This is a genomic window from Actinomadura chokoriensis, from assembly GCF_039529475.1.
Lineage (GTDB): Bacteria > Actinomycetota > Actinomycetes > Streptosporangiales > Streptosporangiaceae > Spirillospora > Spirillospora bangladeshensis.
In genome coordinates this window covers 365,378-381,615 of the sequence record NZ_BAAAMW010000006.1, presented here as the reverse complement: position 1 = coordinate 381,615, position 16,238 = coordinate 365,378, and the positions used below count along the sequence as shown (strand labels likewise).

Here is a 16,238-nt window from a genome sequence, read left to right as displayed (position 1 = left end):
CATGAGCGACGCGCGGGCACTTCTGGAAAGCGGCGACATCACCGGGCTGATCCGTCATCTGCGGTTCAACGCCGACGGCATGGAACTGCGCGAGGTCGCGCGGCTCATGGAGGGCGCGGCCGAGCTGTCCGGGTTCGACGACCTGCGGGACGCGGCGCGGGCGATGGCCCGCGAGCAGGAGCCGCAGCAGCTCTTCGACTTCGGTTACGCGTGCATCGAGCGCGGTATCGCCTTCCTCGCGATCCCCCCGCTGCGGCGCGCGGTGGAGCTGATGCCGGACGAGCCCGTGCTGGTCATGGAGCTCGTCTCCGCGCTGGAGCGGGAGAACCGCCACGCCGAGGCGGTCGCGGTCCTGGAGCCGCGGGTGGACGCGCTCGGCCCGTGGCCCGCGCGGTACCTGCTCGCCTACAACGCGCTGTTCTCCGGGGACGCCGACCGGGCCGAGCGGGAGGCGGGCCGGCTGCCCGTGCCCTCGGGTGCGGACGAGCAGTGGCTGCCCGCCCGCGACCGCCTCGCCCGGATGATCGCGCGGACGGTCGCGGTGCGGGCCGTCGCCCCGCTGGACGCGCGCGACCTGCGCGGCTGGCATTTCGCGCTCACCGGCGGCTTCCTCGCCACGATCTCGCCGTACGGGTTCGAGGACGGCATGACGGGCCGGTTCGCCTACATGTCCGACGGCTTCGAGATGTGCCGGCGGAGCCTCGACCGGCTGCGGCTGGTCCTGGACGCGGCGGGGCGGCGGCCGGCGTCGGTCGGGCTGCTCCCCGACCGGTCGAGCACGATCCTCGGGCTGGCGGCGGCGCGGCTGCTCGGCCTGCCCGCCGAGCCGTTCGCGTCCGGCCGCCCCGATGTGCTCGTCGTCGCCTACGACCTGAACGAGACCGAGGTGGAGGGGCTGCGCGAGCGGGCCGAGGGGCAGGTGCTCTTCGAGCACGCGTCCTGCTGGACCGACCCGCCCGTGGTCAGCGCCGACGTCACCGGGTTCCTGCACCAGATCGTGAAGTCGCCGTGGGGCGAGCAGCTGCGCATCACGCCCGGCGGTCAGGCCGAGACCGTGCCGCCGGACGAGCGACCCGTGGAGGAACTGGCCGCCGAGATCGTCCGGGCCGCCCCGGAGGCGGTCGAGGACGACGGCGCGCCGCCGGACCCCGACGAGGTGCTCGCGGGGATGGTCCGCGCCGTCCGCGGCCACTGGCTCACCGGGCCGAGGGACGCGGTGCGCGACCCCGGCCCGGTGCGCAGCAGCCGCTTCGCCTAGGCCGTCAGGGACGTCAGGTCGGCGAGGAGTTCGGAGACGAAGACCGGGTCGAGGTCGGCGAACCCGTTCTCGATGACGCGGGACGGCGCGTAGTCGCCCGCCGACTTCCCGATCCAGACGTGCTCGATCGTCTGCTCGGGGTTGAGGTCGGTGTAGCCGACGGCGATGCCGGGCCGCAGGTCGAGCACCACGGCCACGTCCGGGGCGAGCGTCCAGGACATCCAGTGCTCGATGCCGTTGTCCTGCGGCGCGCCCCGGCTCCACGCGCTGCGGGTGAGGCCGAGGAGCCTGCCGGTCGGGACGGTCAGGCCCTCGAACCGGGCGAGCCGGCCGTCCGCGCCCTCCCCGTCGGCGAGGGTGTGGACGGGCCGCCCGAGCTGCGGGAACGGCTGCAGGATCTCGTAGTCGCCGAACACCTCCGACCACGCGTCCAGGGTGTCGCCCAGCTCCAGCGGGTGCGCGATCCGGACCGCCGCCGACTCCGGCGGCTCCACCGCGTCGTCGTCCAGGTCGGCGAGCGTGAGGTCCTCGGCGACGCGGAAGGCCCGGTCGCCGCTCAGCCAGACCAGGCGCCGCGCGAGGTGCCGCATCAGCGGATGGCCGACGACGTACTCGCCGAACTCGGCGGCCGTCCACTCCCGGCCCGTGACCATGGCCGTCTCCAGCCGGGCGACCTGGACGGACGCCACGGCCCGCAGCTCCTTCTTCAGCTCCGCGAACCGCTGGTAGGCGGCGGGCGCCAGACCGGGGTCGTCCTTGGCGCCCGGCTTGGGCAGCGATTTGCGGGCTTTGCCGTTCTCGTCCGCGACGGTGGGCTTGAGCTGCTCGTCGAAGCCGACGGTGAACCGGCGCGGCCCGTAGTCGAGGGTGAGGGCGCCGCCGTCGTCCAGGCCGAAGCTCGGGACGAGGCGGTCGGCGAGCTGGCCGGGAGTCAGGCCGCGCCGCTTCGCCGCGAACGCCAGCCGGCGCCGCGCCTCCTCCCTCAACCCCTTGTACTTCACCTTCCGCGCGATTCCGTCCAGCTGCGTGAGGGCGGCGTCGCCGCCGATCTCGACGAGGACGCCGAGCCCGTGCACGGCGCGCCCGTGCCCGCCGGGTCGGCCGGGCCACTTCTTGATGTGCGGGGTGAGGCGGCGGACGGTCTCGTCGTCGCCGAACCGCCCGAGCATGGACAGCACGAACCCGCTGCGCCCGGGGAAGCGGGCCGCCTCCCACGCCTCGAACAGCGCCCAGGAGAACGCGGTGAGCGCCCCCGGCTCGCACACCTCGGCGGCCCCGTCCAGCACCGGGGCGACGTCGATGCCCCGGCTGTCCGGCACCGTCATGGCGAGCAGGAGCGTGCGGACCGCCTCGGTCGGCAGTTCACCGCCGCCCTTGAGCGCAGGGGCGGGCAGCGCGCCCAGATCCAGCCAGGCGGGCAGGGGCGGCGGCTTGTACGGAGGCTGGGCGGGCGCGGAGGCGGGCGGTGCGGCGGCCAGGAGCGCGGCGACCGCCTCAGCCGCCTCGTCCCCGTGGACGCGGGCGGCCTCGGCGACGTCGCCCTTGATGGTCCGCAGCGCCTTGATCGCGTTGCGGCGCGGGCCGACGCGTTTGCCGAGCGCGTCCGGCACCAGGTACGGGACGGCGGTGAGTCCGTGCCGCGCGAACCACGCGCGGGCGTCGCGCTGCGCCGACTTCAGCCGGTACAGCCAGTCCGCGTGCAGGCGGGCGACGTCGGCGGACAGGAACGGCAGCAGGATCGGCCCCGTCCCGGCCGGGTTCTGCTTGGCCAGCCGGAACGACACATCCCACACGTCGGTCTCGAACCGCGCGACGATCGGCCGGAGCGAGTGGGCGAAGTCCCAGGTCACCTTCGGCTGCCATCCGGCCAGCAGTGGGCGGGCCAGGTCTTCGGGCGCCTGCGCGAGGAACGCGGCCCGGGTCGGCTCGTAGCCCATCCGGCCGTCCCGGAACTTCTCGGCGGCCTCCTCCCATTCGCCGTCCTGCCAGGACCCGTAGGACCGCGTCGCCGCCCACTCCTCGCGCTCGCCGGGCGCCCAGCGGATCTCGCGGCCGTCCGGCGGTTCCAGGCCCGCGACGAGGACCGGCTCTTCGCCGGACGGGGTCACGGCGGACGTGCGCGCCGCCCACGGCGGTTCCAGCAGCGCCTTCGGCAGTTCCATGGGACTCCTTCTCAGGTCAGGGTGGCGAGGTCGGCGAGGATCTCCGACGCGGTGACCGCGTCGAGGTCGCCGAAGGAGCCGGTCGGCTCACCCCGGCTGATCCAGAACTGCTCCGGCTGCGCGGCCAGGGCGACCGTCTCCAGCGTCTGGTCGGGGAACTCCTCCGGGACGCCGACGGCGATGCCGGGATCGAGCTCGATGACCAGGTACCGGCCGTTCGGGAGCAGCCGGGAGATCCAGCACTCCACGCCGGCGTCCTGCGGCTCGCCGCGCCGCCAGCCGCGCGAGGTCAGCCCGAGGATCCTCCCGACCGGGACCGTCCGCCCCTCCAGGCGGGTCAGCCGCCCGGCCGCGCGCTCCTCGTCCGAGAGCCGGTGGACGGCCCGCCCGAGCTGCGGGAACGGCTGCAGGATCTCGTAGTCGGCGAACACGCCCGCCCAGGCGTCGAGCGCACCGTCCAGGTCGACGGGGTGCGCGATGCCCACGGCCGCCGAGTCCGCGACGGTGAGGACGTCGTCGGCCGCGTCGGCGTAGGTGCCGTCCTCGGCGACGCGGAACGCGGTCGTCTTGCCGCCGCCTCCCTCACCGTCGGATTCACCGTCGCAGGCGAGCCAGACCAGGCGCCGGACGATGTGCCGGACGAGCGGGTGCCCGGCCAGCAGCTCCTCGAACTCCCGTACCGGCCAGCGGCGCCGCGTGACCATGCACGCCTCGAGGCGGCGGATCTGGTCGGCGGCGGCGGTCCGCACGTCCTTCTTGAGCGTGGAGAACGCCTTGTAGGCGGCGGGCGCGAGCTCGGGGTCGTCCTTGGCGCCCGGTTTGGGGAGGGCCTTGCGGCGCTTGCCGTCCTCGTCCATGACGAACGGCTTGAGCTGCTCGTCGAACCCGACGGTGAAGCGGCGCGGCCCGTAGTCGAGGGCCATGCTCCCGTCGGCGTCGAGGCCGAAGTCGGGGACGAGCCGGTCGGCGAGCTGGTCGGCGGTCAGCTCCAGCCCGGCGGCGACCTCCTCGATCTTCTCCTGCGCCTTGGCCTTCAGCCCCTTGAACTTCACGCGCTGCGCGATGCCGTGCAGGTGCATGAGGGCGACGTCGGTGCCGATGGCGGCGAGGACGTCCAGCCCGGTGACGGCCTTGGCGTGCCCGCCCTCGCCCGGCCAGGCCCGGATCAGCGGGGTGAGGGCGCGCACGGTCTCGTCGTCGCCGGTCGCCCCGAGCTGGGCCAGTGCCCAGCCCTGCTTGGACGGCGCGCCCAGCGCCAGCCAGCTCTGGAACAGCGCCCGGCCGAACCCGGCGAGCGACTCCGGGTCGCACAGTTCGCGGACGACCCCGACCCCGGCGTACTCCTCCCCGGGCCCGGTCATCGCCAGCATCGTCACCACGTGCTCCGCGGCGGAGGCCGGGAGGGCGCGTGCGCGGTCGCGGAGGAGGATCTGCGGGAGGAGGCGCACGTCGGCCCAGTCGCCGACGGCGGGCGTCTTCGCGGGGAGGATGTCCAGGGGGTCGGCGGACAGGAACCGCTCGATCGCGTCGGCCGCCTTGTCACCGTGGACGCGGGCCGCCTCGACGACCGCCTCCGCCCCGTGCCGGGACGCGATGAGCCGCAGCGCGTTCTCGGCGGCGCGGCGCGCGGGGCCCGCCTTGCCCAGCGCGTCCGGCAGCAGCGCCGGGGCGGCCGCGGGACCGTGCCGCCGGAACCAGGCGCGCGCCGTCCTCCCGGCGTGCTTGAGCCGGACGAGCCAGTCGGCCATGAGCCGCGCGACGTCGTCGCTCAGGTAGGGCATCAGGAGACGGCCGCAGTCCACGGGGTCCTGCCGCGCCGCCTCCAGGGCGCCGTCGAGCACGTCCAGCTCGAACCGGGCCACCATGATCCGGCCGACCTCGTCCATGTCCCACATCCGGGGCGGCTGCCACTCGGCGACCAGGGGGCGCACCAGCTCCTCGGGCGCCTCGGTGAGGAACATGGCCTGCTCGTAGTAGTACTGCTCCCTCTTGCGGAACCGCTCCGCGTGGACCTCCCAGTCCAGGCGCTCGACCCAGGGCCAGCGCCGGTGCGGCCCCGTCAGCCAGGCGTCGCGCTCCCCCGGTTCCCAGGCCATCGAGCGCGTGCCGGGCGACGGCAGGTCCTTGATGACGGCGGGCTTGGCCTTCCCCCGGGGACGGGTCCACGGCGGGGCGGTGAGCAGCGGCGGCAGCTCCTCCGCCGGCGCCTCCGGGACCCGGACGACGGACGCGCGGACCTCCTCGACCGCCGCCCGGGACTCCTCCGGCAGCCCGGGCAGCATCTCCTCCACCAGTTCCGGATGGGCGAGGACGTGCCTACGCAGCGCCGCCTCCGTCGCCGCCCCGCGCGCCGGGCCCGCCAGCAGGCGCAGCGCGCGCGCCGGGTAGGTACGGGCGGCGGCGAGCACCCTGGGCGAGACGTAGCGTTCGCCGATCCGGTCGGCGAGGGCCTGGAACGCCTCGTCGGCGGGCAGCGCGGCGAGGATGTCCAGCAGGGTCTCCTTCTCGGCCGCGCCGATGTGCTCGTCGTCGAGGGACTCCGCCAGCAGCGGCACCGCACCGGTGCCGACACCGTCCAGCAGGGTGGCGAGGGTGCTCAGGCCGCGCTCCCGGAAGCCGAGCGGGAAGCGGCCCGGGTCGGCCTGGTGGGGGCTTCCGAGCGAGCAGAACAGCATCCAGCGGATGTACGGGTGGTGGTGCGGCAGGCCCGCGGCCGCGGGATCCGCGCAGACCTCGTCGACCCAGTCCCGCCGGGTCGGCACCAGGTAGGAGACGATGAGCCGCTGCAGGAACGTCCGCCGGCGGGCGGCCAGCCGCTCGACCGCCTCGGCGTACACGGCGTCGCCGGCGGCGGCCAGCAGCGCGCGCAGGCGCCGGGGCGCCCACTCCTGCGTCCACCAGCCGCCGACATGGTCGGACGGCACGCGGTCGCGGACGCCGGACCAGGTCCGCGGGAATCCCCCCTGCCGGTAGTCGAGCGTGAAGGCCACCAGTTCCGCGAAGGCGCAGGCGGCGAACGGCAGGCCGTGCTCGGCGGGCCACGCGTCCGGGAACGGGGCCTTGCCGCCGAGCTCGAGCAGCCCGCCCTGGGCGATCGCGACCTCGGCGGCCACCGCGGCGCCGAGCGGGTCGGGCTCGCCGCCCAGGTAGGCGCGGGCGTGCTCGGCCAGCGCCGGCGTCGTGCCGGGCAGGGCGAGGACCTCCTCGACACGGTCGCGCGTGGCGTCCAGCAGCGCCCGCATCCTCGGGAGCGCGGCGCCGTCGGCCGGTACCGCCGGGTACGGCGGCCGGTCGCGGCGCGGATGGACGAGCTTCCGCCACGCGTCCGGCATCTCCCAGGTGTCCTCGTCGGCCGTCCTCGGCCCCGTCGTGCTCATGGCGCCACACGTTAGGGGGAGATCACCGACAAAGCGATCAGGAATGCTCGCGCATGTCCGCCTCGACGGCCTCGGCGGCCTTGCGGGCGGCGATCAGGACCGGGTCCCAGACGGGCGCGAACGGCGGCGCGTAGCCGAGGTCGAGGCCGGTCATCTCCTCGACCGTCATCCGGTTCCACAGCGCGATCGCGAGGCCGTCGATCCGCTTGGCGGCGTTCTCCTCGCCGACGATCTGGCCGCCGAGCAGCCGCCCCGACCGGCGCTCGGCGATCAGCTTCGTCCGCATGGCGGTGGCGCCCGGGTGGTAGCCGGCGCGGGTCGTCGACTCGACGACCACGCTCAGCGCCGCGAACCCGGCCGCGGCGGCCTCCCGCTCGTTCAGCCCAGTCCGCGCGACCTCGACATGGCAGATCTTCGACACCGCGGTGCCGAGGACGCCGGGGAAGGTGGCGTAGCCGCCGCCGAGGTTGATGCCGGCGACCCGCCCCTGCTTGTTGGCGTGCGTGCCGAGCGCGATCGCGACCGGGCCGCCCGACACCAGGTGCCGGTCCTCGACGCAGTCGCCGGCCGCCCACACCCGCTCCGTCCGGGTCCGCATCCGCCGGTCGGTGACGATGCCGCCGGTCGGGCCGGTCTCGATCCCCGCCTCGCGGGCCAGCCGCGAGGCCGGCTTCACGCCGAGGCCGAGGACGACCAGGTCCGCCGGCAGCGTCCGGGACCCGGTGCGGACGGCGGTGACGTGCCCGTCCGGCCCGGTGTCGAAGCCCTCCACCGGCTCCCCCAGGTACAGGTGCACGCCGAGGCCGCGCATCGCGTCCGCGATCATCGCGCCCATGTCCGGGTCGAGGGTCCCCATCGGCTGGTCGGCGGCGTCCACCAGGGACACCTCGAGCCCGCGCATCACCATCGCCTCGGCCATCTCCAGGCCGATGTAGCCGCCGCCGACCACGACGGCGCGGCGCGGCGACCGGTCGTCGAGCGCGCGGACGATCGCCACCCCGTCGCCCAGGACCTGGACCCCGTGGATGCCCGCCGCGTCGGCTCCCGGCAGGCGCGGCCGGGCGGGGACGGCGCCGGTCGCGATCATGAGGTCGTCGTAGGGCTCCCAGGTCTCGCCGCCGTCGGCGTCCCGGACGCGCACCCGGCCGCGGCCGGTGTCGATCTCCACGGCCTCGGTGCGCATCCGCAGCTCGATGCCGCGCTCGGCGAACTCGGCGGGGGTGCGGGCGATCAGCCGGTCGAGGTCCTCGACCACGCCGCCGACGTAGTACGGGATGCCGCACGCCGAGTAGGACGCGTAGTGCCCGCGCTCGACGGCGACGATCTCCAGCTCGTCCGGGCCGCGCCGCCTCCGGGCCTGGGACGCGGTGCTCATCCCGGCGGCGTCGGCTCCGATGACGAGCAGGCGTTCGCGTGCGGCCATTCCGTTTCCTCCCCAATGATCGTCTTTCACCGACCATAGACGCGGCGGGCGTTGCCGGACGCGACCAGGCCCGCGACGCGTTCGGCGTCCGCGGCCGTCCACGCGCCGTCCTCCACCCCGCCGGCGAGGAACCCGGCGAGCCCGTGCCGGAACAGCAGCGCGCCCAGGTGGTACAGCTCGGCGAGCCCGAACGCGTCCGAGGAGTAGAGCACCTTCCCGAACGGCGCCAGCTCCAGCAGCTCGGCGATCAGCGCGGGCGCCCGGTGCCCGAGGTTGTGGGTGGCGAGGCCCGCGTCGACGTACACGTTCGGGAGCACCTGCGCGAGGTAGCCGGCGTGCCGGTGGAACGGGTAGTTGTGCAGCAGCAGCGCCGGGGCGGGGTCCATGGCGCGCAGCAGCTCGATCAGCAGCAGCGGGTCGCCGCGCCGCAGGTCGGCGTCCACGTCCCCGTACCCGACGTGGAACTGGACGGGCAGGCCCGCGTCGACCGCGCACCAGACCAGGAACCGGTGCAGGGTCTCGTCGCACACGCGCGGCCCTGTCCCGCCCTGCTCGGCCGCGAGCATCAGCCGCCCCGCCGCCCCGGCCACCTCCGCGTCGGACGGCCGCGCCCCGGACAGCTCCAGCCCCGCCCGGTAGGCGGCGATCGACTTGGCGCCCACGACGCCGCCCCCGGCCGCGCGGGCGGCGAGCCGGGAGCGCACCTCGTCCGCGAAGCCCGCGGCCGCGACGCCGCCGGCCGCGGCCTCCTCGGCGACGGCCTCCAGCCGGACGATCTCGCGGGCGTCCGCGCCGGCGAGCCGGCCCAGCTCGGGCGGGCCGAGCAGCGACTCCGGGGTGTAGCCGGTGTCGACGTACAGGGCGTCCAGCCCGGCCGCGGCGAGGAAGCGGGCGTTGACCTCGGCCGCGCCCAGTTCGGCGCGGCGCGCCAGGTAGGCGTCCGGCTCCGCGTGGGCCTCCAGGCCCAGGACCGGCGGGCACCAGCGCCGCAGCGCGAATCCCGCCTGCGTGTCGAACATGCCGGCGCCCGGCGGGCCCCCCGACGCCGCCTCGGTGAGCGACGCCTCGAACTCCGCCCGGCCGAGATCGCGGTCGAGGACGCCGTGGCAGTGGTGGTCCACGAGCGGCAGCGACTCCAGGTACTCCAGCACGGCACCCGCCTCCCTGAGCCCGTCCTACCTGAAACGGGCCGGTGTTCTCCCTACGATGCCTGTACGGGCCGTGCCCGCGTCCGCCGCCGCCACTCCGACCGGGGAGCCAGCACCGTGGAACAGACCCCTGAAACCGCGCTCAGCGGGCCCGGCCTCGACGGGTACGCGCTCGACGGGCGGGAGCGGGCCCGGCTCGGCGGGCGGGCCGCCGAGGCCGCCCGGCGGCTGGCCGGGCAGGGCGTCGTGGCGGTCGCGCTGACCTGGGTCGACGTCAGCGGCATCACCCGCACCAAGACCGTCCCGGTGGAGCGGCTGGAGCACGCCGCCGCGTGGGGCGTCGGGATGTCCCCGGTGTTCGACGTGTTCCTGCTGGACGACTCCATCGTGTCGGGGCGGTACATCGGCGGCCCCACCGGCGACCTGCGGCTCCATCCCGTCCTGGAGCGGCTCGTGCCGATGGCGGCGCTGCCCGGCTGGGCGCACGCGCCCGCGCTCCGCTACGCGCAGGACGGCACCCCGCACCCGCTGGACGCGCGGGCCCTGCTGCGCCGCGAGACCGACCGGCTCTCGGCGCTCGGCTGGTCGGTGCGGGGCGCGTTCGAGATCGAATGGGCGGTGTCGAAGGACGGCGGGGACGGCTTCACCCCCGCCTGCACGGGCCCCGCCTACGGGATGACCCGGGTCACCGAGCTGGCCGGCTACCTGCGGGACGTCCTCGCGGCGCTCAAGGAGACCGGTGTCACGGTCGTCCAGATGCACCCCGAGTACGCGGCCGGGCAGTACGAGGTGTCGGTGGCGGCCGAGGACCCGCTCGGCGCGGCCGACACCGCGGTCGTGGTCCGGGAGACGATCCGGGCGGTGACGATCGGGCACGGCATGGCCGCGTCCTTCTCCCCCAAGGTCGAGGCCGGCTCGGTCGGCAACGGCGCCCACGTCCACCTCAGCCTGTGGCGGGAGAGCGCGGCGGACGGCCCGGCGAACGCGATGGCGGGCGGCTCCGGCCCGTACGGGATGACGGCGGCCGGGGAGGCGTTCGCCGCCGGGATCCTCGCGCACCTGCCCGCGCTGCTCGCGGTCGGCGCGCCGGCGGTGGCGAGCTACCTGCGGCTGGTCCCCTCGCACTGGGCGGGCTCGTACGCGTGCTGGGGGCTGGAGAACCGGGAGGCGGCGCTGCGGTTCGTCACCGGCGCCGAGGGCGAGCGGGCGACGGCGGCGAACCTGGAGGTCAAGTGCCTGGACGGCGCCGCCAACCCGTACCTGCTGCTGGCGGCGCTCCTCGCGGCCGGGCGGGACGGGCTCGGCGCCGACCTGCCGCTGCCCGAGCCCGTGGACGTCGACCCGGCCGGACTGTCCGGCGCCGAGCGCGCGGCCCGGGGCGTCGAGCCGCTCCCGTCGTCGCTGGCGGAGTCGGTCGCGGCGTTCGAGGCGGACGCCGTCCTGCGGGACGCGCTCGGCGAGGCGGTGGCCGACACCGTCGCCACCGTGCGCCGCGGGGAGATCGACCTGCTGGACGGCGCCGCGCCGGACCGGATCGCGGCGGCCACCCGCTGGCGCCACTGAGGACCGGGGGCACGGGCGATGCGGGTCACCGGCTATCGGAGCCACGGGGTGTCGGCGGCGGTGGCGCTGGTCAACGCCGTGACCGCCGGCGGGGACGACTCGCCCGGCGCGCTGCGCCGCATCCTGCGCGACAACGACTTCTTCTGGCGCGAGTTCGAGGACGCCGACGCCGGCGAGTTCCGCCGCTGGGGCCGCGTCCTGCGGCCGTTCTTCGACGCCGCCCGGCTGGAGGACGCGACGGCGCTGCTGAACCGGCTGATGCTGGAGATCCCCCTGCATCCGCACCTGTCCGACCACGAGCCGCACGGCCTGCACATGCACTACGCGCCGCCGTCGTCGCGGCTCCCGGACCGGTTCCGCGCGACCACGCTGATGAACCTCGCGGAGCTGGTCGTCGAGCACGGGCTCGGCCGGACCGGGGTCTGCGCCGCCGGGGGCTGCGACCGGGTGTACGCCGACACGTCCCGCGCGGGGCGGCGCCGGTTCTGCTCGGAGGCGTGCGCGAACCGGACGAACGTGGCGGCGTTCCGCGCCCGGCACCGGACGTGACCTGCCCCGCATTCACGGCTTTGCCGCAATATTGCCGGTGCGGGGGAAAGACTCCCGGCATGCCACGCCCCTTCCTGCGCCCCGGGCCCGACCGGGGCGGCCGCACCGGACGCTCGCCGCTGCAGGTGGCGACGGAGGTGCAGTCCACGGTCTACCGCATCGCCCGGCTGACCCTCACCGCCGTGCTGGCGTTCGTGCTGGCGGACGCGGTGCTGCCGCCGGACACGCCGGAGCCCCTGCTGTCGCCGCTGACCGCGCTGCTGGTCGTGCAGTTCTCCGTGGTCGGGACGATCAAGGCGAGCATCCTGCGGGTGCTCGCGGTCACCTCGGGGGTGCTGGTCGCGGTGATGGCCGCGTCCACCATCGGGTTCTCCTGGTGGGCGCTCGGCATCACGATCTGCGCCGCGCTCGCCATCGGGCACGTCCTGCGGCTCGGCGAGCACGTGCTGGAGGTGCCGATCTCCGCGATGCTGATCTTCGCGCTGGGCACGGCCAGCGGGGCGGGCGCCGCCGAGCGGGTGCTGGAGACGCTGATCGGCGCGGGCACCGGGCTGGCGGCGACGCTGCTGGTCCCGTCGGTGCGGGTGCGGCCGGCGGAGGACGCCGTCCAGGACGTCGCCGAGAAGCTGCGGGCGCTGATCGAGGGGATCGCGGACGGCCTGCGCGGCGACCGCACCCCCGGGGAGGCGGCCCGCTGGCAGGAGGAGGCGGAGCGGCTCGCCCGCGAGCTGAGCCGCACCGACCAGGACCTCGGCGCCGCCGAGGAGAGCGTCAAGCTGAACCCGCGGGCGCGCCGGCTCGTCGACGCGGGCGTCGCGCTCCGCAACGCCATGGAGACGATGGAGCACTCCATGCTGTCGCTGCGCGGGCTGACCCGGTCCCTCGCCGACGACGAGGGGTTCGGCGACCGGGGCCGGCTGCTCACCGACCCGGCGCTGCGCGGCCGGCTCGCCGACGCGCTCTCGGGGATCGCCGCGAGCATCGCCGCCTACGGCCGGCTCGCCCGCTCCGACCTGGCCCGCGACGCCCGCCCGTTCCTCGCCGAGAACGACCTGGAGGTGCGGGTGGACGTGGCCCGCGAGCGCCGCGCCCGGCTGCGCCGCGACCTGCACGGGCGGGCCGCGGCCGGCGACCTGTGGCCGCTGTACGGCGAGGTGTCCATGGACATCGACCGGCTCATCGAGAACCTGCGGGTCGAGCACCGGGCCCGCGCCCGCGAGCACTGGCGGCGGCACCGCGGCGCGACCCGGCACCTGCCCGCGCGGCCGGTCCAGGCCGTCCAGCAGGCCGGGCAGCAGCTCCGCCGGGCCGCCGGGTCCGCCGCCCAGGCGGCCGAGCGCTTCACCCGCGGCCCGCGCGGCGCGCGCGGGCGCCGCGGCCCCGCCGGCCGCCGCGACACCGGCGATCCCCGCGACCACGACGGCCGGCCGTGACAGGGCAGAGGCCCGCCCCGGGGGGGTGGGGGCGGGCCTCTGCGCGCGGGGTGGTCAGCGGAAGGTCGGCTCCAGGACGTCGACGCCGCGCGTGTTGTCGGCGACGTAGACGTACTTCCCGTGCCAGTACGGCTGCCAGGACGCGGCGTCCGCGGGCCGGTAGTAGGCGACCTGCCTGGGGTTCGTGGGGTCCCGGACGTCCAGGAACCGGGTCCCCTGCGAGTAGAACGACTGGACGATCACTCCGTCGCGGACGTCGAAGTAGTGGGCGGAGCAGTCGGTGCTCGCCGGGTCGCTGCCCTCCTTGCCCGCGACGCCCCACGTCCCGACCGTGTGCAGGCGGAACTTGTTCTCCGGCGTGGAGCGCCAGCCCTCGCCCTTGTAGGAGCCCTTCAGCGACGCGATGACGAGGAGGCCGTCATTGGCGCAGCCGTCGTTGAAGGTCTCCTCGGTCACGTAGAGGAGTTCGCCGTTGCCCCACCTGCGCGGGTCGGCGGCCTGGTTCCTCGTCCGGCCGACCGCGCGGTAGCTGTTGTGCATGAAGGTGGAGTTGGTGGTGGCCTCGTCCAGGCCGCCGCCCGCGTACGGGACGGGATCGACCGCGGTGGCCTTGCGCCACCGCTTCTCCACCGGGTCGTAGTGGCGTCCGGTCGTGTAGTAGCCGCGGACGCCGCCGCGTCCGGACGCCCACGCCACCCCGTTGGAGTCGACCTGGATGTCGTGGGTGTAGTCGGTCTTGCCGTCGTTGCGCCCGGTGTCGATCGGGTCCTTGTGGACCTTCGGCTTGGCCGGGTTGCGGACGTCGGTCACCCAGACCGGCCGCCCGCCCCAGTCGGCGGGCATCCAGTCGGCCTTGGCGGGGCCGCCCGTCCACAGGTACTCGCAGTCGTTGACGCAGGTCGTGGTGTGCCCGGCCGGGACCTTCACGTAGGTGATCTGGCGCAGGCTCTCCGGCTTGGACGCGTCCACGACGTAGATGCCGGACTCGCCGGTGCGGGTGTTGCCGCCGAACGCGCGCGGGTCCCGGGACAGGTAGATGATCTTGCGTTTGGGATCGAAGTCGGTGTCCTCGGTCTCCCACATGCCGGGCATGTTCAGCTGACCGACCAGCGTGGGGACCTTGGGGTCGGCGGTGATGTCGTAGGCCTTCAGCCCGAAGTCGCCGGTCGCGTACATGATCGTCCGCTTGTGCCGGCCGTGGCCGTAGTCCAGGAACATCAGCGAGATGGCGCCCTTGGCGTCGGACACGCCGCCGACGCGACGCACGCCCTTGATCGCCTCGGACTCCGCGGCCGCCGCCGCGTCCGCCCGGTGGTAGTGCCCGGCGTGGCCGCCGGCGCCCTCGGCCGCGGACGCCGCGGCCTGCTTCGTCTGGGCGTTCTCGGGTTCGGGCGGGCACGCCCAGGCGGAGCCGGCCAGCAGCGCCACCGACGCCGCGGCCGCCACGCCGCCCTGGACCAGGCGCCCGGCGGGGATGGATGTGCGAGGGAGCATCGCGCCTCCATGGAAGAAGATCTTCGCAAGCGCCAGTGTGACCGCGCCCACAGGCGTGATCAACAGGCGGCTTGGTCACGAAATGGACTCAGCACCGTAAGGGCTGGTGGGACCTGTCGTCCTGATCTACGCTCACCGGCGTCGGCCGCCCCCTGCTCCCGGGAGAGGCATGAAGAGCTCCACCCGCACCGCCGCCCTGATCACCGGGGCCGTGGTGGTGCTGCTGGCACCGGTCGCGGCCATGCGCGCGTGGAGCGGGCCGGCCGATCCGCGGATCTCGGTCGGCGCCGCGGCGCCCGCGACGCTGCTGCCCGGCGACATCCGGGACGCGGCCGGGCGGATGGTCGCGAACGCGGTGTGGACGGGGCTCGTCGCCTACGACCCGCAGACCGGCGAGCCGTCGAACGCCGCCGCCGCGTCGGTGTCCAGCCGCGACCGGCGGGTGTGGACGGTCCGGCTGCGTCCGGGCGGGACGTTCCAGGACGGCTCGCCCGTCACGGCCCGCTCGTTCACCGGCGCCTGGACGGCCGTCCTGCGCGAGGGCTGGGCCGGAGCCCGGCTGCTCACCGAGGTGGCGCGCGTCAAGGGCGCGCGGCGGGGCGCGGACGCCGTGGCGGGGCTCAAGGTCAAGGACGACCTCACCTTCGAGGTGGTGCTCGACCGCCCGCTGAGCGGGTTCCCCGCCCTGCTCGGTGATCCGGCGTTCTTCCCGCTGCCGGAGAGCGTCCTCGCGTCGCGGGACTGGGCGTCCTACGGGAAGAGGCCGGTGGGCAACGGGCCGTTCCTGGTCGCGTCGCGGAGTGCGCGGGAGATCGTCCTGCGGCGCCGGTCGGACGAGGGGCGCCCGGTGGCCGTCAAGGCGATCCCGGACGCGATGGCGCAGTACAACGCGGCGGCGGCCGGAGACCTGGACGTCGCGACGCGCGTGCCGCCGGACCGGCACGAGTCGATGGAGGCCGACTTCGGGAAGCGGCACGCCGCCGTCCCCGGGCGGGACGTGACGTACCTGGCGTTCCCGGCCTGGGCGGAGCGGCTGGCGTCCCCGACGATCCGGTCGGCGCTGTCGATGGCGATCGACCGGTCCGCGGTGACCGAAGGGGCGCTCGGGCACCAGTACTCCCCCGCCGACGCGCTCGTCGCGCCCGGCATCCGCCCGGGCCATCGCGACGGGCAGTGCCGGCTGTGCGTGCACGACTCCAAGGCGGCCGTCGCCGCGCTGGCCGACGCGGGCGGGCTCAGCGGGCCGCTGAACGTCTGGTACGAGGCGAACCGGGGCGACGACGCCTGGGTGACGTCCGTCGCCGAGCAGCTCCGGACGGAACTGAAGGTCGACGCGCGCCCCCGTCCCGTCGCCGACCTGCGCAAGGCCGTGGACGAGCACCAGGTCGACGGGCCGTTCGCCGTCCACACGACGGCCGCCTACCCGGCCCCCGTCGCCGCGCTCACCCCCCTGCTGGAGGCCGGGACCGGGTTCGACGACGACTACACCGCCGGTCTCGTCGCCGATGCCGAGCGCGCCGCGACGCCCGGCGACGGCGTGGTCCCCGCGCGCCTCGCCGAGAGCGCGATGCTGCGCGACATGCCCGCGATGCCGCTGTGGTCCGCCCATGACCACCTGGTCTGGTCGGAGCGGGTGCGCGGCGTCACCGCCGGGGCCTTCGCCGGCCTCCGGCTCGACCGCCTGACCGTCAAGGATTAAGGGCCGACAGGGCGCCGAGCCCACCCCGTCCAGACCGAACGGGACGCCGAGGACGGCGACGCCCACCGCAGTGAGCCGCCGGGCGCGCGCGGGAGTGATCTGCGTCTCCGCGCGCATACCAACTTTCGGAGT

General features: G+C 75.4%; 10 protein-coding genes. 5 read left to right on the top strand and 5 right to left on the bottom strand.

Going from position 1 to position 16,238, the window contains the following annotated elements; translation table 11 throughout:
* Nucleotide 1 precedes the first annotated feature (1 nt).
* Entirely contained in the window at nt 2–1,258 is a 1,257-nt protein-coding gene (locus ABFX46_RS16765) for a hypothetical protein (protein WP_346043155.1), read from the top strand.
* Here the strand turns inward: ABFX46_RS16765 and ABFX46_RS16760 are convergent.
* Genes ABFX46_RS16760 through ABFX46_RS16745 form a run of 4 tightly spaced genes read right to left on the bottom strand, consistent with a single transcriptional unit; the run spans nt 1,255 to nt 9,371 of the window.
* Nucleotides 1,255–3,420, bottom strand: coding sequence for a DUF4132 domain-containing protein (locus tag ABFX46_RS16760; RefSeq protein WP_346043153.1), 2,166 nt, complete (start codon nt 3,418–3,420; stop codon nt 1,255–1,257). The two genes, ABFX46_RS16765 and ABFX46_RS16760, sit on opposite strands and share 4 nt — an antisense overlap.
* A gap of 11 nt (nt 3,421–3,431) precedes the next feature.
* A complete protein-coding gene (locus tag ABFX46_RS16755) occupies nt 3,432–6,797 on the bottom strand; it encodes a DUF4132 domain-containing protein (protein WP_346043152.1) in 3,366 nt (1,121 codons plus the stop codon).
* A 37-nt stretch (nt 6,798–6,834) separates the two neighbouring features.
* The gene (locus tag ABFX46_RS16750) at nt 6,835–8,220 is read right to left on the bottom strand and encodes an FAD-dependent oxidoreductase (protein ID WP_346043151.1); all 1,386 of its coding nucleotides are present in this window, start codon (nt 8,218–8,220) and stop codon (nt 6,835–6,837) included.
* A gap of 26 nt (nt 8,221–8,246) precedes the next feature.
* Nucleotides 8,247–9,371 (bottom strand): amidohydrolase family protein, encoded by a 1,125-nt coding sequence (locus ABFX46_RS16745; protein ID WP_346043149.1) that lies wholly within the window; start codon nt 9,369–9,371, stop codon nt 8,247–8,249.
* Between the two features lie 114 nt (nt 9,372–9,485).
* Here ABFX46_RS16745 and ABFX46_RS16740 point away from each other — a divergent pair, with 114 nt between their 5' ends.
* The 3 genes from ABFX46_RS16740 to ABFX46_RS16730 are packed head-to-tail and all read left to right on the top strand — an operon-like array spanning nt 9,486 to nt 12,913.
* Nucleotides 9,486–10,931 carry a type I glutamate--ammonia ligase gene (locus tag ABFX46_RS16740; protein WP_346043147.1) on the top strand — a complete coding sequence of 482 codons (1,446 nt, stop codon included), beginning with the start codon at nt 9,486–9,488 and terminating at the stop codon, nt 10,929–10,931.
* Nucleotides 10,932–10,949: 18 nt separating this feature from the next.
* Nucleotides 10,950–11,480 (top strand): CGNR zinc finger domain-containing protein, encoded by a 531-nt coding sequence (locus ABFX46_RS16735; RefSeq protein ID WP_346043146.1) that lies wholly within the window; start codon nt 10,950–10,952, stop codon nt 11,478–11,480.
* 59 nt (nt 11,481–11,539) lie between these two features.
* A complete protein-coding gene (locus ABFX46_RS16730) occupies nt 11,540–12,913 on the top strand; it encodes an FUSC family protein (protein WP_346043144.1) in 1,374 nt (457 codons plus the stop codon).
* A gap of 54 nt (nt 12,914–12,967) precedes the next feature.
* On the opposite strand, the gene ABFX46_RS16725 is transcribed toward ABFX46_RS16730, so the two are convergent.
* Nucleotides 12,968–14,407 (bottom strand): LVIVD repeat-containing protein, encoded by a 1,440-nt coding sequence (locus ABFX46_RS16725; RefSeq protein WP_346043143.1) that lies wholly within the window; start codon nt 14,405–14,407, stop codon nt 12,968–12,970.
* A gap of 169 nt (nt 14,408–14,576) precedes the next feature.
* Between ABFX46_RS16725 and ABFX46_RS16720 the strand changes: the two genes are divergently transcribed.
* Nucleotides 14,577–16,106 carry a peptide ABC transporter substrate-binding protein gene (locus ABFX46_RS16720; RefSeq protein WP_346043142.1) on the top strand — a complete coding sequence of 510 codons (1,530 nt, stop codon included), beginning with the start codon at nt 14,577–14,579 and terminating at the stop codon, nt 16,104–16,106.
* Nucleotides 16,107–16,238: the final 132 nt, after the last annotated feature.